The sequence below is a fragment of the Curtobacterium sp. VKM Ac-2852 genome, assembly GCF_013205045.1.
Taxonomy (GTDB): domain Bacteria; phylum Actinomycetota; class Actinomycetes; order Actinomycetales; family Microbacteriaceae; genus Curtobacterium; species Curtobacterium flaccumfaciens.
In genome coordinates this window covers 179,526-198,024 of sequence record NZ_JABMLI010000002.1, presented here as the reverse complement: position 1 = coordinate 198,024, position 18,499 = coordinate 179,526, and the positions used below count along the sequence as shown (strand labels likewise).

Sequence of the window (18,499 nt, the reverse complement as noted above, 5' to 3'; positions counted from 1 at the left end):
GTGCGGCGTGGGGTGCGTTTGGTTCGCTTCGTGAGCAGAAAGGGTCGGGTCGTGATGGAACACCCGACCATTTGTGCTCACGAAGCGCCGGCCGACCGGCGCGCGAGAAGGCCGGGAGGCCCGACTCGCCTCAGCGGGGCTCGCCGCGTCGGGCGATGGTGCGGACCATGACCTCGAGCGCGTAGTGCGCGTCGCGCGAGCCACCCTTCACCGCGGTGTCCGCCTCGGCGATGCTGATGATCGCGTTCGCCAGCCCGGACTCGCTCCAGCCGGCGACGTCACGCTGCGCGCGCTGCACCTGCCACGGCGCCATGCCGAGCGCCGAGGCCGCCTGCCCGCTCGGACCCCGGAAGGCGCTGACCTTCGCCATCGTGCGGATCTTGCTCGCGAACGCGGCGACGATCGGCACGGGTGCCTCGCCGGTGGCCAGGGCGTGCCGCAGCTCGACGATCGCCGGTGCCGACCGACCCGCGAGGGCGATGTCGGCGACCTTGAACGCGTTCGTCTCGACGCGACCGCCGTAGTACTTGTCGACGACCTTGTCGGTGATCTCCTCGGCCTCGTCCGCCAGGAGCTGTCGGCACGCGGCGGCGAGTTCGGCGAGGTCGTCGGCGAACGCGGTCACCAGGGTCCGGACGGCGGAGGGTGCGATCCGGCGTCGTGCTGCGCGGAACTCGGCGTTCACGAAGTCGATGCGGTCGGTCTCGCGCTTGAGCTCGTCGCACAGCACCTCGACCCCGCCGCCGACACCGCTGCGGATCGTGTCGAGGAGCTTCTTGCCGCGCACGCCACCCCCGTGCCGGAGCACCAGGGTGACGTCGTCGGCGGGGGCCTGCAGGTACGAGATCGTCTCGGTGATGAAGGCGTCGGTGCACTTCTCGACGTTCGTGACCTGCACGAGTCGCGGCTCGCCGAACAGCGATGGGCTGGCGAGGGTCGCGAGGAGCCCGGGGGCGTACTGGTCGGCTTCGAGGTCGTGTACCTCGAGCGCGGGGTCCTCGCCCTGCAGCAGGTCCTTCAGCACACCGCGGGCGCGGTCGGCGAGGAACGCTTCGGGCCCGGTGATGAGCACGACGGGTGCCGGACGGATCCCCGACCAGGGCACCTGGTCGATCTTCGCTGCGGCGCGCGCGGGCTTCTTGGCGGCCATGTGGTCCTTCCGGTGGTGCCGGCCCGGACGGTGCCGGGTCGAGTGGTGCACCGACGATCCTACGGGCGGCCGCCGACGACGAGCGCTCCGTCCACACCCGCACCTCATCGCTGCCGGAGCGGGCGAGCACCACGGTCCCGCGTTCGTCGGTGCGGAGCGGCAGCGTGTCAGCAGCCTCGAGCATGCCGAGCGCGGACGGCGTCGGATGCCCGTAGGTGTTGTCCGCACCGACCCCGATGAGTCCGACCCGCGCGGCGAGCCCTCGGTAGAGCTGCGGGTCCTGGTCCGCGGAGCCGTGGTGCGCCACCTTCACCACGTCGATCGGCCCTTCCGGCAGACCACCGGCGTTGCGCAGCCGACGTTGCGACGACTCCCCCAGGTCGCCGAGGAAGACCCCGGTCAGGCACGCCGGACAGGAGTCTCCGTCCGCCGGCCCCGTGACCAGCACGATGCTCGCGTCGTTGCCGGCGGCACGGTCCCCGCCCGGCGGCCACACCACGCGCCAGGCGAGCGGCCCGAGGGTGCCGGACACGCGGTCGTCCGCCGTCCGGACGTCGACACCGGCACGCCGGAGGTCGTCGACCACCCGCTCGTCCGACGCACGGCCCACGGGTCCGACCAGGGCGGTCTCGACCGTGTCCGCCACAGCGCCCACCGCGCCGACGTGGTCGCGGTCGAAGTGCGTCAGGACGAGCAGGTCTATCCGGGTGACCCCGAGCAGTTCCAGGCACGCCCGGAGCCGTTCCTCGTCGTCGCCGGTGTCCACGAGCGCGACGGCGTCATCGCCGCGGAGCACCACGGCGTCCCCCTGCCCGACGTCGCACGCAGCGACCGACCAGTCGCCCGGTACCGATCCCCGGACGACGAGCACCGGGACGGTGACGGCTGCGACACCGACCACGACCACCACCCCTGCGGCGAGCACCAACCGGAAGCCGAGCCGCCCCCGGACCAGCACGGCGACCGCGATGCAGCCGCACACCAGCACCGCGGCGGCCACACCGGGCACCCCGGCCGGCCAGGGAGCCGACGCGTGTGGCAGGGCGGCCGCCCCGTGCGCGATGCCCCCGACGGCGGCGGCCGGGACCCACGCGACGGCCGCGAGCCCCTGCGCACCGACCGGCCACACCGGAGCGAGGCCACACGCGGCGAGCCCGATCACCGTGACGACCGGCGCGAACGGCTCCGCCAGCAGGTTCGCGGGCACCGCGTAGGTCGGGAGCGCCGCCGACAGCGGGATCGTCACCGGCCAGCAGGCTACCTGCGCGGCGACCGGGATCGCGAGTGCGGCGGCGACCGGCGGCCACACACGACGCGCCAGGAGCTCGGTGAGCGGCGGACCGAGCACCACGATCCCGCTCGTGGCGAGCACGGACAGGGCGAACGCGAACGACCGCGCGAACCAGGGGTCGACCACGAGCATGCCGACCGCGGCGAGGGCGATGAGCGGGACACCCCGCACCGGTCGACCGGCCAGGTGCACGACGAGCACCACGATCGCCATCACCGTGGCCCGGACGATCGACGGGTCGGGGCGCACGAGCACGACGAACACTAGGAGCACGCCGACTGCCGCCGCGGCCCGGGGGCCTCTCGGCAGACCACAGGCTCGACCGAGGACCACGACGAGCCCGACCACCACCGCGCAGTTCGCCCCGGACACCGCCGTCAGGTGCGTCAACGCCGAGGTCTCCATCGCCGCCTCGGTCGTCGGGTCGAGGCCGGAACGGTCCCCGATCGCGAGCCCGCGCAGCAGCGCCGCTCCGGGCTGCGGCAGGTCGGCCGTGGCTCGTACGAAGGCCTGCCGCGCGGTGTCGGTGGCACCGAGGAGCCCGTCGGGCGGCACCGATGACGGCGTCCCGCGCAGGAACGCGACGAACGCGGTCGCGGAACCGGGTTCGTCCGGCTGCAGGGTGGCGGTCACGGTGACCCGGGCACCGGCCGCCAGCACGGCGCCCGGTGCGTCACCGTGCTGGTCGGGGACGAGCCGGACCGGCACCCGGAGCCCGTCGAGGCCGTCCGCACGCACCAGTGTCGCGGTGACGGAGCGGTCCCCCGGCACGAGGTCGCGGGTCAGCACGGCCTCGACGTCCACGTGCCCCGCCCCCGGACCGGCGACGAGCGCACGGAGCGGTTCCGGGGCCCGCCGGGAATCCCCCACGGTGACCGACACCGCGAGCAGCGTCGTCAAGGCCCCCGCAACGAGCAGCAGCCCCGCGACGGTCGGCACGACCCCGGTGCCCCGACGCCACCGGAGCACGCTGCCGCTGACGCCGGCAAGGAGTGCCCCGGCCCCACCGACCGCGGGTGCCACGTCGGGCACGCCGACGAGCAGGGCGGTCGCGATCCAGGCGACCGCGACCGGCACCGCGAACCGCAGGTCGATCGCACTCGGCGCGAGCTGCACCGTCGCCCCTCAGACCCGCACACGATCGCGGAGCTCGGCGAACCGCACGTCGCCGATGCCGCTGACGTCGAGCAGGTCCTCGACCGCGGTGAACCGGCCGTGCTCGTCACGCCAGGCGATGATCCGCCCGGCCAGCCCGGGTCCGATCCCGGGCAGGGTCTCGAGCGCGGTCTGGTCGGCGGTGTTCAGGTCGACGACGGCGGTCTCCTCGCCCCCGGTGCCCGCAGTGCCACCGCTGCTCCCGGCCCCGGCCCCGGCGGCGGCGGTCGGGCCGGCGGCAGCACCGTCTGCCCTCGGCCCGAGCGCCTCGGGCACCTCCTGTTGCCCGACCCGCGGCACGTACAACCGCTCGCCGTCGGTCAGCACCCGGGCCAGGTTCAGGCGGTCGAGGTCGGCGTCGTCCGTGGCGCCACCGGCACGTTCGAGCGCGTCCCCGACCCGGCTCGGTGCCGGCAACTCGACCACACCGCTCCGCCGGACCGCCCCCAGCACGTGCACCACGACGCGCCCGGCACCAGGAGCGGACGGAGCAGCACCGGCAGACGCACCTGCGGACGGAGACGGTACGCCCGACGCCCCACCAGCACCGGCCGTCGGCGCCCCACGCACAACGACCCCACCCGTTCCCCCGGCACCCTCGCCTCCACCCGACAGCAGCGCCCCGACGAGGACCACCACGACGGCGACCACCACCACGACCGCCGCCAGCACCACGGCTGCCCGCGGTGACAACGCGAGACGGGACCACCAGGGTCCGGGAGACGACGGGGACGACATGCCCCGAACGCTACGGAGCCCGGCCGATCGGCCGGGCTCCGGAGGTCACACCCGTGGAGGGGTGCCACGAACGCCCCTGCTGTGAGGGACGACGCCAGCGACGGTCGCTACCCCTTGATGGCGATGTTCACGAGCTTCGGCGCCCGGACGATCACCTTCACGATCTCGCGGTCACCGATGTACCGCTGCACGTTCGCCGACGACCGTGCGAGCTGTTCGAGCTCGTCCGCCTCGATCGACTTCGACACCTCGAACGAGTCACGCACCTTGCCGTTGACCTGCACGACGGCCGTCAGGGTCTCCTGCACGAGCAGCGTCGGGTCGGCCTTCCGCCAGCCGTACGTGGCGACGGTGGCCTCGTAGCCCAGCTTCTCCCACATCTCCTCGCCGGTGTACGGCGCGAAGACGCTCAGCCCGAGCGCGATGGTCTCGACGGCCTCGCGCACGGCGGGGTCACCGGCGCCGGGGCCGCTGTCGATCGCCTTGCGGGTGACGTTGACCAGGTCCATCAGTCGCGCGATCACGACGTTGAACTTGAACGACTCCATCATCCCGGGGGCGTCGGCGAGGAATCGGTGCGTGACCTGGCGGAGTGCCCGGTCGCCGTCCGCCCAGACGACGTCGCGTGCGGACGTGACGTCGAGCGCCAGGCGGTAGGCCCGCGCCAGGAACCGAGCCGAGGCGGACGGCGAGACGTCCTCCCAGTTGATGTCGTCCTCGGGCGGGCCGGCGAAGCCCATGACCAGGCGGATGGCGTCGACGCCGTTCGCGTCGAGCTCGTCACCGAGCGAGACGCCGCCCTTCGACTTCGACATCTTCGAGCCACCGGACAGCACCATGCCCTGGTTGAGCAGTGCCGAGAACGGCTCGGTGAAGTCGAGGTACCCGAGGTCGAACAGCACCTTCGTGACGAAGCGGGCGTAGAGCAGGTGCAGGATCGCGTGCTCGATGCCGCCGATGTACTGGTCGACGGGAGCCCAGCGGCGCGCGGCTGCCGGGTCGAACGCCTGGGTGTCGTCGTTCGCCGACAGGAACCGCAGGAAGTACCACGACGAGTCGACGAAGGTGTCCATCGTGTCGGTGTCGCGGAGCGCCGGGGTGCCGTCGACGGGGTTCGGGACGTTCACCCAGTCGGTCGCGCCACCGAGCGGGGACGTGCCCTTCGGCTTGAGGTCGAGGCCCTCGGTGTCCGGCAGCACGATCGGCAGCTGGTCCTCGGGCACCGGGTGCTCGGTGCCGTCGGCACCGTGGATGATCGGGATCGGGGTGCCCCAGAAGCGCTGGCGCGAGATGAGCCAGTCGCGCAGGCGGTAGGTCTTGGCGGCACGGCCGGTCCCGCGTTCCTCGAGCAGCGCGATCGCCGCGGTGATGGCGTGCTGCTTCGACATGCCGTCGAGCGGCCCGGAGTTGATCATCCGGCCCTGGCCGGTCAGCGCTTCGCCGGTGGCGACCGGGTCGAGGGTCGGCACGTCGAAGTCGTCGAGCGTCGCGCCCTCGGGGATGACCGGGATCGCCCCGGTGACGGCGGCGTTCGTGTCGACGACCACCTTGACGGGCAGGTCGAACGCCCGCGCGAAGTCGAGGTCGCGCTGGTCGTGTGCGGGCACGGCCATCACGGCGCCGTGGCCGTAGTCGGCGAGCACGTAGTCGGCGGCCCAGATCGGCAGACGTTCCCCCGTGAGCGGGTGGATCGCGGACCGGCCGAGCGGCACGCCGGTCTTCGGGCGGTCGGCGTTCTGCCGGTCGATCTCGGACGTCTTCTGCGTTGCCGTCAGGTAGGCGTCGAAGTCGTCACGGACGGAGGACGGCACCGACGGGTCGGCGACCAGCGAGGCAGCCAGGTCGGAGTCCGGCGCGACGACCAGGAACGTCGCCCCGTGGATCGTGTCCGGACGGGTGGTGAAGACCGTGACGGGCTCGTCGCGGCCCTCGATCACGAAGTCGACGTCGGCACCGACCGAGCGGCCGATCCAGTTGCGCTGCTGCGCGATGACCTTCGCCGGCCACCGCCCCTCGAGCTGGTTCAGGTCGTCGAGCAGCCGGTCGGCGTACTCGGTGATCTTGAAGTACCACTGCGTGAGCTTCTTCTTCACGACGACGGCGCCGGAGCGGTCCGAGGTACCGTCGGGCAGGACCTGCTCGTTCGCGAGCACGGTCTGGTCCACCGGGTCCCAGTTGACCCAGCTGTCCTTGCGGTACGCCAGGCCCTTCTCGTACATCTTCAGGAACAGCCACTGGTTCCACTTGTAGTACTCGGGGTCCGAGGTGTGGATCTCGGTGGTCCAGTCGAACGACGGCGCGTAGCGCTTGAAGGACGCCTTCTGCTGCTCGATGTTCGCGTAGGTCCAGTCCTTCGGGTCCACCCCGCGCTTGATCGCCGCGTTCTCGGCGGGCAGCCCGAACGAGTCCCAGCCGATCGGGTGCAGCACGTTGAAGCCCTGCTGGCGCCAGTAGCGCGCGACGAAGTCCCCGAGGGCCCAGTTCTCGGCGTGCCCCATGTGCAGGTCGCCGGACGGGTACGGGAACATCTCGAGGATGTACTTGCGCGGACGGGTGTCGTCGAGGTCGGTGGTGAAGAGCCCGAGCTCTTCCCAGCGGGGCTGCCACTTCTCCTGGATACGACGGAAGTCGTAGGCGTTCGGGTCCTCGGCGTGCTGCTCGGTGGTCACGGTCGTCAACGATACAAGCCGGGAGGCCCGTCCCGCGTCCGCCTGTCGGCTCACCCGGCGAGCAGGCGTCCGTCCCGCATCCGCAGGGTGCGGTCGACCAGGTCCGGCGCCACCGGGACGTGCGAGACGATGACGACCGTCCGGCCCGCTGCGCGGGCCGTGGTGACGAGGTCACGCAGCACGGTGTCCCCGAGGTCCGGGTCGACGTCGGCGGTCGGTTCGTCGAGCACCAGCACCGGGAACGCGTGCAGCAGTGCGCGGGCGAGCGCGAGCCGGTGTGCCTGCCCGCCGGACACGAGCACGCCGCGTTCCCCGACCGAGGCGTCCAGCCCGCCCCGCCGGACGACCCAGTCCCCCAGGCCGACCCGGTCGAGCACGGCGAGCAGTTCGTCGTCGGTCGCGGTTTCACGGGCGAAGAGCAGGTTCTGCCGCACCGACTGGTCGAACACGAACGGGTCCTGTTCGATCAGGCCGACCCGGGCCCGCACCGCGTCGGGGTGCATCGCCTTCGCCTCGACGCCGTCGAGCGTGTAGGAGCCCTCGTGCTCCACGAACCGGACGAGCGCGTCGACCAGGGTCGACTTGCCGGCACCGCTCGGCCCCTGGAGCACGACGACCTCGCCGGGGGTGAGCGTGAACGAGACCCCGTCGACCGCGGGCTCGGCAGCCCCCGGCCAGCGGACCGTGAGGTCGTGGACGGCGAGTGTGACCGGCCCCTCGACCACGAGCGACGCCGGGGCGGCGTCCTCGTCGGGCTCGGGGACGATGCCGACGGGCACCTCGGCGGGCACGACCTGCTCGACCCGATCGGCCGCAGCACGCACCCGGCGGAGCGTCAGGACGGCGAGCGGGACGGTCCCGACGACCTCGAAGAGCGCGAGCGGCACGAAGACCGCCAGTGCCCAGAGCGGACCGTCGAGCGCGCCGGACACCACGGCGGGGGCACCGACGGCGAGGATCCCGATCACCGCACCGCCACCGACCAGGCCGACGAGTGCACCGACGAGCGACTCGACCGTGCCACGGCGCCGGACGGCCCGGGTGACGCCGGCGTCGAGCCGGGCGATGTGCGCGAGCCGCTCGTCGAGGGTGCCGTACGCGGCGAAGACGTCGAGCGTCCGGACGGTGTCGAGCACGAGGTCCGCGACGCGACCGCGGTCGGCGGCGGTCTCGCGATCCGAGCGCTCGGCGATCGAGCGGGTGACGATCGTGCCGACCAGGGCCGCGACCGCCAGCGCGAGGACGAGCACGAGCGCCGCCGGCACCGACACGAGCGCCACGGCGACGACCGACAGCACCGCGACGACCCCGGCGGAGACGAGCGGGCCGACGACGCGGATCGGCAGGTCCTGCAGCCGGTCGGTGTCGGTCACCAGGCGCGTCATGAGGTCGCCGCGTCCGGTCCGGCCGAGTCCGGCGGGCGCGATCGACGCCAGCCGTCGGTACATCTCCGTCCGCACCACGGCCAGTTGCCGGAAGGACGCGTCGTGCCCGGCGAGCCGGTCGACGTAGCGCAGCACCGCACGCCCCAGCGCGAAGGCGCGCACGCCGACCATCACGAGCGTCAGGTACAGGATCGGCGGGTGCTCGGCGGCACGGGTGATCAGGTAGCCGCTCGCGGCGAGGAGCGCGACGGCGCAGAGCGCGCTGAGCGCTCCGGCGGCGACCGCCTTCGCCCAACCCGACCCGTGCGGCATCGCGAGCCGCAGGACGGAGCCGCCACGGGCCTCCCGGCTCATGCGCGCACCCCCCTGCGGACCGTCACGGACCCGCCGGCGCGGACGTCCACGCGGACGTCCGCCGCGGCGACGACCGCGGGTCGGTGGCTGGCGACCACGACGACGGCGCCGTCGGCCGCCAGGCCTCGGGCTGCCGCGATGACGCGTTCCTCGGCCTCGGCGTCCAGCGCCGACGTCGGCTCGTCGAGCAGCACGAGGGGCGTGGCGGCGCGGCGTGCGCGGTACAGCGCGCGGGCGACGGCGACGCGCTGTGCCTGGCCGCCGGACAGTCCGCTGCCACCGGCGCCGACCGGGAGGCCCGGGTCGAGTCCCAGCCCCGCGTCGCCCAGGGCGGTGCGCACGTCGGCGTCGTCGGGCGTCGCGCTGAGCGCGACGTTCTCGGCGATCGTCCCGCGGACGAGACGCGGGCGCTGGTCGGCCCACGTGGTGCGCTCGGCGACGGACGCGCCGGCCGGGCCGGGCACGGTGACGGCACCGTCGTGCGGCAGGACACCGCGGAGTGCGGCGATGATGCTCGACTTGCCGGAACCGCTTGAACCGGCGAGCACGACGAGGGTGCCGGGCTCGGCGTGCAGGTCGAACGGTCCGATCACGACGTCGGGTCGGCGGACGGTGAGCCCGCGGACGTCCAGGGCACTGGCGGGTGCTGCGATGTCCGTGTCGGTTCCGCTGCTGGCGGTCGCGGACGACGATGCGGTCTCGTCGTCGGCCAGCACGTCGAGCACCGCGGCCGACGCCTCGACGCCGTCCTGGGCGGCGTGGAAGTCGGCGCCGACCTGGCGGATGGGGGCGAAGGCCTCCGGTGCCAGCACGAGCACGAACATCGCGGCGCCGAGGCCGAGGGAGCCGTCGACCAGGCGGATGCCGATCGAGACGGCGACCAGCGCGACGGACAGGCTCGCGGCGAGCTCGAGCGCGAAGCCGCTCACGAACGACAGCCGGAGCACGCCGATCGTGCCCCGGCGGTACTCGTCGGTGACCGCTCCGATGCGACCGACCTGGCGGCGCGCACGGCCGAAGACCTTGAGCGTGGCGAGCCCCTCGACGGCTTCGGTGAAGGCGCCACCGAGCTTCGCGAGGGCGTCCGACTGCTTCCGCTGCAACGACTGCGTCGCCAGGCCGATCAGGATCATGAAGACCGGGATCACCGGCAGGGCGAAGAGGATGACCAGCCCGCTCGTCAGGTCGCCCAGGCCGATCGCGACCAGGAGCATCGGCGTCGCGATCGCGGTGAGCGCGAGCTGCGGCAGGTACCGGCCGAAGTAGGCGTCGAGTGCGTCGAGCCCGGGACCGAGCGTGGTGGCGAAGCCGGCGCTCGACCGGCCGGCGAGCCACGACGGACCGCGCTCGGCGGCGCGGGCGAGCACCGTCGTGCGCATCTCGCTCTTCACCTTCGCCGCAGCGCGTGCCGCCAGGTCGTCGGTCGCCCACGCGGCCACCGCACGCAGGACGAACGCCCCGCCGAGCAGCGCGAGCGCCTGCCCGAACGCAGCGGGGACCGTGCCGTCGCCGACGGCGTCGACCCCGAGGGTGACGGCCGCAGCGATCCCCCACGCCATCGCGATGGTCGCGAGCGTGCGGAGGACACCGGTGCCGGCGGCGGCGACGATGAAGCCGCGCGCCGTCCGGGACAACCGCAGGAGTCGGGGGTCGAGGGGCTTCATCGTCGTCCGCCTAGTGCGCGGCCGCGGTGACCTGGGCGCGGGAGACGCGCTTGCGGAACACCCAGTAGGTCCAGGCCTGGTACGCGAAGACCAGGGGCACGAAGATCAGCGCGACCCAGCTCATCACGGTCAGCGTGTACGACCCGGACGAGGCGTTGTACACGTTCAGGCTGTTCGCGACGTCGTTCGAGGCCGGCATGACGTCGGGGAAGACCGCCGTGAACATCGCGAGCACGATCGCGGCGATGGTGACCGCCATCAGCGTGAAGGCGCGCCCCTCCTTGCCCCAGGCGTTGCGGAGCACCGCGAGCACCAGGGCCAGGGCGGCGACCACGGAGAGCACCAGCGAGGCCGGTGTGGCCCGGACGAAGGCCATCGACACCAGGAACGCGGCTCCGACGACGATCGTGACGATGCCGGCCCGGGTTGCCAGGCGCTTGGCGCGGACGCGGATGTCGCCCTCGGTCTTCAGCGCGACGAAGACGACCCCGTGGGTGAAGAACACCAGCAGCGTCGCGGCACCGGTCAGCAGCGCGAACGGGTTGAGCAGGTCGAAGATCGTGCCGGTGTAGTTGTGCCCGGCGTCCATCGGGATGCCACGGACCACGTTGCCGAACGCGACGCCCCACAGGAACGACGGCACGGCACTGCCGACGATGATCATCAGGTCGAAGCGGCGCTTCCACTCGAGGTGCTTGTTCTGGTGCCGGTACTCGAACGACACCCCTCGCAGGATGAGGGCAGCGAGGATGAGCAGCAGCGCCAGGTAGAAGCCGGAGAACATCGTGGCGTACCACTCCGGGAACGCCGCGAACAGGCACGCCCCGGCGACGATGACCCAGGTCTCGTTGAGGTCCCAGACCGGGCCGATGGTGTTGATCAGGACCCGTCGGTCGGTGTCGTCCTTGCCGAGGAACGGCAGGGACATGCCGACACCGAAGTCGAATCCGTCGAGGACGAAGTAGCCGACGAAGAAGACGCCGACGATCGCGAACCAGAGAACGGGGAGATCCATCAGGCAGCGTCCATTTCTAGTAGACCGTCACTTCGTGCTTGACCTCGCCGGTCTCCTCGTCGACCTCGTCCGGGTCGGCGGGCCCCTCTTGCGCGACCTTCTTGATGAGCTTGAACTCGACGACGGCCAGCGAGCCGTAGATCAGGGTGAAGACCAGCAGCGAGATGAGGACCTCGAGTCCGGTCACGTTCGGCGACACACCGTCCTTCGTCTGGAGCAGCCCGAACACGAGCCACGGCTGGCGACCCATCTCGGTGAAGACCCAACCGACGATCATCGCGGCCATCGGCAGCGGCACCGTCCAGGTGGCGATGCGCCACACCCAGCGCTGCGTCGGGAACCGGCCCTTGCGGGTCAGCCACAGGCCGACCAACGAGACCATGACCGCGCCGACGCCGAGGGCGATCATCCAGCGGAACGACCAGTAGGTGACCCAGATGATCGGCTTGTAGTCGCCGGGGCCGTACACCTGCGTGTACTGCGCCTGCAGGTCGTTGATGCCCTCGACCGTGCCGTTGAACGTGTGCGTCGACAGGAACGACAGCAGGTACGGCACCCGGATCGAGAACAGCTCGTGCACGCCGTCCGGGGTGCCGAGCGTGAAGATCGAGAACGAGGCGTCCTTGCCGGTCGCGGTGTTGTACAGCGCCTCGGCCGCCGCCATCTTCATCGGCTGCGTGTCGACCATCGTCAGTCCGAGCTGGTCGCCGGTCAGGACGGTCAGCGCGCCGGCCGCGAGCATGGTCCACATGCCGAACTTGAGCGCCGGCATCATCGTCTCGAGGTTCTGGTTGCGCGCCAGGTGGTAGGCCGCGACCGAGATGATGACCGCCGCGGCGACCATGAAGCAGGCGAAGAGCGTGTGCGGGAACGCGGCCAGGGCGACCTTGTTGCCGAGCACCGCCCAGATGTCGGTGAGTTCCGCACGGCCCTTGGCCTCGTTCATCGCGAAGCCGACCGGGTGCTGCATGAACGCGTTCGCGGCGATGATGAAGTACGCCGACATGATCGTGCCGGCGCTGACGCACCAGATGCTCGCCAGATGCAGCCCCTTGGGCAGGCGGTCCCAGCCGAAGATCCAGATGCCGATGAACGCCGCCTCGAAGAAGAACGCCAGGATCCCCTCGAGCGCGAGCGGTGCGCCGAAGACGTCACCGACGAAGCGCGAGTAGTTCGACCAGTTCATGCCGAACTGGAACTCCTGGACGATGCCCGTCACGACACCCATCGCGAAGTTGATCAGGAAGATCCGCCCGAAGAACCGCGTCAGCTGCAGGTAGTGCGCGCGGCCGGTCCGGTACCAGGCGGTCTGGAACACGGCCACCACGGCTGCCATGCCGATCGTCAGCGGGACGAAGAGGAAGTGGTAGATGGTCGTCAGACCGAACTGCCACCGCGACAGGAGGAGCGGATCGAGGAGGTCGTTCATGCGGCGATTCCGAGACGGGTGGCCGCGCGCTGTTCGTGCACGTCAGTTGCTTCCTGTGGAACGGATACATCAGGTGTCACAGCCCTTGGGACATCCCAACGCTATCGCGCCACACCCCGGTTCGACAACTTGTAGAACCTCCCCGTGCACAAACGTGCACAGCCTCTGCACGGCACAACCGTGCGGCACGTATGTTCGCGCTGCCCCGTGCGCGAACGACGACAGGCGCCGGGTAGATACCCGACGCCTGTCGCTTTTCTTTCGTGGAGCTGTGGCTACAGCAGACCCTCGGCCTTCAGCCAGTCCTCGGCGATGGTGGACGCCTTCTCCTTGTCGGCCGTGCTCTTGGTGTTGAGCTCGATCAGGGCCTCGGTCGTGAGCTTCTCGTTGACCGAGTCGATCGCGTCCGCAGCCTTCTCGTTGACCTTCTTCGAGACGACCGGCACGACGTTCTGCGGCAGGATCAGGTTCTCCGGGTCCTTCAGCGTGACGAAGCCGTTCGCCTTGATGCTCGGGTCGGCCGTGTAGATGTCGGCCAGCTGGACGGTGTCGTCCTTGAGCGCCTTCACCGTCAGGGCGCCGCCGCCGTCCTCGATCGCCTTGAAGTCGACGTCGACGCCGTAGACCGACTTGAGCCCCTTCGGGCCGTACGGCCGCGTCTGGTTCTCGGAGTTGGCGCCCACGGTGAGCTTCTCGTCGACGTTCTTCAGGTCGGCCAGGCTCGTGACGTCGTTGTCCTCGGAGAACTTCTTCGTGACGGTGTAGCTGTCCTGATCGGTGGCGTCGGCCTCGTCGAGGACCCGGAGGCCCTTCGGCAGGGCCTTGTCGAGCCCGTCGTCGATCTGGTCGGCGGTCTTCGCGTCCGAGTCCTTGTCGAAGTACTGCAGCAGGTTGCCGCTGTACTCGGGCATGACGTCGATGGCGCCCTTCTCGAGCTGCGGGATGTAGACCTCACGCTGCCCGATGTTGAAGTTGCGCTTCACGTCGAAGCCGTCCTTCTCAAGGACCTGGGCGTAGAGCTCGGCGATGATCTCGTTCGAGTAGTACTGCTGCGAGCCGACGACGATGGTCTTCGAGTCGGACGAGTCGCTGGAGCCGCTGTCGAGCGGGTCGCTCGACGCGCAGCCGGCGAGGGCGGCGACGACGCCCACCGCCATCGCGGCGGCGACACCGGCGCGGATCTTGGGTGCTGTGATCACGAGGGATTTCCTTCCGGGAGTGGATTGCGGGCTCGCTCACGCGACCCCTGACGCTGTCGGGCCGACGGGTCCGCGGTGCCCTTCGGCACCGCCGCCCGCTGCAGCACGGCGAACACGATCTCGAACGCGATCGCGAGGGCGATCACGAGGATGGAGGCGCCGAGCATCTCGGCGTAGTCCTGGGTCTTCAGGCCGAGGAAGAAGTACCCGCCGAGGCCACCGGCCCCGACGTACGCGGCGAGCGTGGCCGTCGCGACGACCTGCAGCACCGCGGCACGGATGCCACCGATCAGGAGCGGGAGCCCGAGCGGGATCTCGACCTTCCACAGGATCTGCCAGCCGGTCATGCCCTGGGCCTTCGCGGCGTCGACGACACCCGGGTCGACGGACTCGATGCCGGAGTACGCCCCGGCGAGCACCGACGGGATCGCCAGGATGACGAGGGCGAGCAAGGGAGCCTGCAGGCCGATGCCGAGCAGCAGCCCGAACAGCGAGAGCACGCCGAGTGTCGGGAGTGCCCGCACCCCGCCGGACACCGCGATCGAGAAGCCACGAGCACGGCGCGTGTGGCCGATCGCGTACCCGACCGGCACGGCGATGACGGCGGCGATGAGCACCGCGAGCAGGGTGATCCAGACGTGTTCCCAGAGGCGCTGGGGGATGCCGTTGTAGCCGCCGTAGTTCGCGGGGTCGAACACCCACGCGAAGGCCTGTCCGATGATCACGAGGAGACCTCCGCTGCTTGCAGGACCCGGCGGGCCTGTCGGCGTGACACCGAGTTCGTCCGGGTCCACGGCATGACCAGGCGCCCGAGCAGCACGAGGAGGCCGTCGAGGGCGAAGGCGAGCACGAGCACCATCACGATGCCGGAGAGGATCTCCTCGTAGATCCCGCGCCCCAGGCCGTCGGTGAACAGGAGGCCGAGACTCGGGATGCCGAGGACCGCGCCGACCGTGGTCAGCGAGATCGTGGAGACCGAGACCACCCGGAGCCCGGCCAGCAGGACCGGACCGGCGAGCGGGAGCTCCACACGGAAGAACCGCTGCGCCGGTGAGTAGCCCATGGCGGTCGAGGCGGACTTGGTCTCGGAGTCGACCGAGGTCAGCCCGTCGACCGTGGACCGGACCATCAGTGCGAGGCCGTACAGCGTCAGGCCGATGACGACGTTGATCGGGCTCTGCAGGCCGGTGCCGATGATGCTCGGCAGCGCGACGAACAGGGCGAGCGACGGGATGGCGTAGAGCAGACCGGCGAGGGTCACGATGCTGCTGCCCACACCCGATGCGAAACGGGACCCACCGGGGCGCTGCAGCCGGACCACCAGCCACCCGATCGGGATCGACAGCAGGAACGCGACGATGATCGGCGGGATCGCGATCGCGAGGTGGGAGAGCGTGTTGTCCCAGATCGTGTCGAGGTTCGCCAGCACCCACTTCACCGGGTGCCCCCACCCTGCGCCGGAGCACCCGGTGCGTCGTGCGACGCTCCGGCCTCTGCTGCTCGTGAGTCGGACTGCGGCACGGCCTCGGCGGCGTCGACGACCCCGACGGGGCCCGTCAGCACGCCGGCCGCGCGGCCTTCACCGTCGACGACGATCGGACCGGTCGGGGTCTGCTCGACTCGGAGCGCGCGGCGCCCGCGTCCGGCGCCGATGAACGTGGCGACGAAGTCGTCGGCGGGTGCGGCGAGGATCTCGGCCGGCGTCCCCTGCTGGGCGATCTCGCCGCCCTTCTTGAGAATGACGACCTGGTCGCCGAGCTTGAACGCCTCGTCGATGTCGTGCGTCACGAACACGACGGTCTTGCCGAGTTCGCGCTGCAGGCGGATGAGCTCGTCCTGCAGGTCGTTGCGCACCAGGGGGTCGACAGCACCGAACGGCTCGTCCATGAGCAGGATGTTCGGGTCGACGGCCAGCCCGCGGGCCACACCGACGCGCTGCTGCTGGCCACCGGAGAGCTGTGACGGGTAGCGGTCGGCAAATGCACGGTCGAGTCCGACGGTGTCCATGAGCTCGAGGGCGCGCTTGCGTGCGTCGGCCTTGGAGACGCCGGTCAGCAGCGGGACGGTCGCGATGTTGTCGACGACCTTGCGGTGCGGCAGCAGTCCGGAGTTCTGCATGACGTACCCGATGTGGCGACGGAGCTCGACGGGGTTGATCCCGGCGACGTCCGAGCCGTCGATCTCGACGGTGCCGGAGGTGGGGTCGACCATGCGGTTGATCATGCGGAGCAGCGTGGTCTTGCCACAGCCGCTGGATCCGACGAAGACGGTGGTGGTCCGGGACGGGATGACCAGATCGAATTGCTCGACCGCAGTCGTGCCGTCCGGGTAGGTCTTGCGCACCGAGCGGAACTCGATCATGGGGTGCCCTTCTGTTCGGAGGTAGCCCGACTCCGGATGAGAGTACCCGGGGGTGCCGACATCGGTTCGCTGTGACGATCCGTGACGGCCCCGCGGCGGTGCATCGGTCGGTGGGGATGCTGACGGGCACGACGGGATCGGCGGGGACGACGACGCCCGCGCCTCGGTGTTCGGAGGCGCGGGCGGATCGGATCGGTCACCGGCGTGTCGCGCCGGCTGAATGGGTGGTCAGGACGCCGCGATCACCGATTCCAGGTGCGCGCGGTTCATCCGGCGGTACTCCTCGATCAGCTCCGTGTCGGGGTGCTCGCGGTCGCGGTGCGCCCGCGCCAGCACCGCGTGACCGGACTCGGCGAGGACGACCCAGGCGCGGGTGATGTGCTCGTCGTCCGGCAGGCCGAAGCGGTCGCGCATGATCTGGCCCACGGTCGCTCCGAGTGCGCCCATGCGGTCCTCGGCGTCACCGGTACCGGTGTCCGCCGGGTCACCGAAGCGGATGGCCCGGAAGCCGGGTTCGGTGCGGTACATCTCGGCGGTCATGTCGATGAGCGCGTCGTTCGCGTCCTGCCAGGTCTCGGCACCGCTGGCGTCGAGGGCCTCGACGAAGCGGGAGGCGAGCCGCTGGGTGCAGCGGATCGCGAGTGCCTCGACCACGGCGATGCGGTCCGGGAAGTACCGGTAGACGGTGCCGATCGACGCCCCCGCGCGCTCGGCGACCATGGCGGTCGTGAGCCGTTCGAACCCGATCTCGTCGATCACCGCGGCTGCGGCGTCGAGGAGGCCGGCGAGGCGCGCCGAACTGCGGGCTTGGACCGGCTCGTTCCTGAGCAGTGATGATCCCCCCGGCAGAGCGTTCGTTACCTCGGTGACGAGCACGTGTTCTCCTCTTGCGCTCCAGCGCGGTTGGTTTGGTGTGACGGGGACAACTTTCGCAGAACGCGCCTGGAACATGGCTGCGACTCACCAGTTCCGCCCAGCGCGCGGTTTCGTCAGCCGTACATGGGATGATGACGCCATGCCCGACCCGACGCCCCACGAGCCGTCGTTGGCCGAGCCGCTCCTGCACCGCGCGGCCCGCATCGAGGACGCCGTCCAGGAGTTCCGCGAGCACCGTGCACGCCGTCGCGGACTGGTGCCGACGGTGGTCCCGTACACCGGCTACGGCGCGCCCGGTTGGGTGCGCATCCTCTGCCGTGTGCTGCTGACCCGCCGCGGTCTCGCCTCCGACGTCTCCTACGCGGGCGTCCGAGGCTGGAAGAGCTTCACGAGCGTGGCCGTCGACCACGCCGAGGTCACCGTCACCGCCGGCGGTGTCTCCCACGTGGTGAAGACCGACCGTGGCGGCGTCGTCGACACCATCGTCCCGATCGACCTCGAGCCCGGCTGGCGCACGGTGCGGCTGTCGGCAGGCGGCGGGCGCGACGTCGAGGCCGACGTGTTCGTCGTGCACCCGGACACCCGCTTCGGGCTGCTGTCCGACATCGACGACACCGTCATGGTGACCTCGCTCCCCCGCCCCATGCTCGCCGCCTGGAACTCGTTCGTGCTGACCGAGCACGCCCGCCGCCCGGTGCCGGGCATGTCCGTGCTGTACGAGCGGATCCTCGCGCAGCACCCCGGCTCCCCGACGGTCTACCTGTCGACCGGGGCGTGGAACGTCGCCCCGACGCTGCAGCGCTTCCTGTCCCGCAACATGTACCCGTCCGGCACGCTCCTGCTCACCGACTGGGGTCCCACCCACGACCGGTTCTTCCGCAGCGGCCAGCTGCACAAGCAGGAGAACCTGCGGCGGCTCGCCAAGGACTTCCCGGACATCCGCTGGCTCCTGGTCGGCGACGACGGACAGCACGACGAGAGCCTCTACGGGGACTTCTCGCGGGAACACCCGGACAACGTCGCGGGCGTCGCCATCCGGCAGCTGTCCACGAGCGAAGCGGTCCTGGCCGGTGGTCGCTCGCGGGCGCAGGAACGCTCCCGTGACTCGTCGGCGCCCTGGGTGTACGCACCGGACGGCGCCGGCCTGTGGAGCGAGCTCGCACGGGTCGGCATCATCGAGTCCGACGCCTCCGACCCGGCCTGAGCGACCCTT

The 18,499-nt window shown here is 71.1% G+C and carries 13 protein-coding genes and 1 pseudogene; 1 reads left to right on the top strand and 13 read right to left on the bottom strand.

All coding sequences use genetic code 11. From position 1 onward, the window contains the following. Positions 1–130: 130 nt before the first annotated feature. From holA to HQQ79_RS07250, 13 genes and pseudogenes are all read right to left on the bottom strand, one after another. Positions 131–1,150 carry a DNA polymerase III subunit delta gene (gene holA, locus HQQ79_RS07310; RefSeq protein WP_027465301.1) on the bottom strand — a complete coding sequence of 340 codons (1,020 nt, stop codon included), beginning with the start codon at positions 1,148–1,150 and terminating at the stop codon, positions 131–133. Positions 1,151–1,823: 673 nt separating this feature from the next. Continuing rightward, positions 1,824–2,846, bottom strand: a pseudogene (locus HQQ79_RS19115) (ComEC/Rec2 family competence protein); the annotation flags it as partial. 720 nt (positions 2,847–3,566) lie between these two features. Next, complete coding sequence (locus HQQ79_RS07300; protein ID WP_173033370.1) at positions 3,567–4,334, bottom strand: ComEA family DNA-binding protein; 768 nt, start codon at positions 4,332–4,334, stop codon at positions 3,567–3,569. Between the two features lie 107 nt (positions 4,335–4,441). After that, on the bottom strand, positions 4,442–7,003 hold the full coding sequence (leuS, locus tag HQQ79_RS07295; RefSeq protein ID WP_173033368.1) for a leucine--tRNA ligase: 2,562 nt from the start codon (positions 7,001–7,003) through the stop codon (positions 4,442–4,444). A 50-nt stretch (positions 7,004–7,053) separates the two neighbouring features. Next, positions 7,054–8,742 (bottom strand): thiol reductant ABC exporter subunit CydC, encoded by a 1,689-nt coding sequence (gene cydC / locus HQQ79_RS07290; protein ID WP_173033366.1) that lies wholly within the window; start codon positions 8,740–8,742, stop codon positions 7,054–7,056. After that, positions 8,739–10,406, bottom strand: a complete 1,668-nt coding sequence (gene cydD, locus HQQ79_RS07285) for a thiol reductant ABC exporter subunit CydD (protein WP_173033364.1) — start codon at positions 10,404–10,406, stop codon at positions 8,739–8,741. Before cydD ends, cydC begins: the two co-directional genes overlap by 4 nt. 10 nt (positions 10,407–10,416) lie before the next feature. Next, complete coding sequence (cydB, locus tag HQQ79_RS07280) at positions 10,417–11,421, bottom strand: cytochrome d ubiquinol oxidase subunit II (RefSeq protein WP_173033362.1); 1,005 nt, start codon at positions 11,419–11,421, stop codon at positions 10,417–10,419. Positions 11,422–11,437: 16 nt separating this feature from the next. Continuing rightward, positions 11,438–12,850 (bottom strand): cytochrome ubiquinol oxidase subunit I, encoded by a 1,413-nt coding sequence (locus tag HQQ79_RS07275; protein WP_027465275.1) that lies wholly within the window; start codon positions 12,848–12,850, stop codon positions 11,438–11,440. A gap of 275 nt (positions 12,851–13,125) precedes the next feature. Continuing rightward, positions 13,126–14,049 carry an ABC transporter substrate-binding protein gene (locus HQQ79_RS07270; RefSeq protein WP_111225145.1) on the bottom strand — a complete coding sequence of 308 codons (924 nt, stop codon included), beginning with the start codon at positions 14,047–14,049 and terminating at the stop codon, positions 13,126–13,128. Next, positions 14,046–14,774 (bottom strand): ABC transporter permease, encoded by a 729-nt coding sequence (locus tag HQQ79_RS07265; protein ID WP_027465273.1) that lies wholly within the window; start codon positions 14,772–14,774, stop codon positions 14,046–14,048. The genes HQQ79_RS07270 and HQQ79_RS07265 overlap by 4 nt, the downstream gene beginning before the upstream one ends. After that, a complete protein-coding gene (locus tag HQQ79_RS07260) occupies positions 14,771–15,487 on the bottom strand; it encodes an ABC transporter permease (protein ID WP_027465272.1) in 717 nt (238 codons plus the stop codon). Before HQQ79_RS07260 ends, HQQ79_RS07265 begins: the two co-directional genes overlap by 4 nt. Continuing rightward, positions 15,484–16,410, bottom strand: a complete 927-nt coding sequence (locus HQQ79_RS07255) for an ABC transporter ATP-binding protein (RefSeq protein WP_173033360.1) — start codon at positions 16,408–16,410, stop codon at positions 15,484–15,486. Before HQQ79_RS07255 ends, HQQ79_RS07260 begins: the two co-directional genes overlap by 4 nt. A gap of 228 nt (positions 16,411–16,638) precedes the next feature. Further along, positions 16,639–17,286, bottom strand: a complete 648-nt coding sequence (locus HQQ79_RS07250) for a TetR/AcrR family transcriptional regulator (protein ID WP_071248156.1) — start codon at positions 17,284–17,286, stop codon at positions 16,639–16,641. Positions 17,287–17,425: 139 nt separating this feature from the next. On the opposite strand from HQQ79_RS07250, the gene HQQ79_RS07245 reads away from it, so the two are divergent. Next, a complete protein-coding gene (locus tag HQQ79_RS07245) occupies positions 17,426–18,490 on the top strand; it encodes an App1 family protein (RefSeq protein ID WP_111225147.1) in 1,065 nt (354 codons plus the stop codon). Positions 18,491–18,499: the final 9 nt, after the last annotated feature.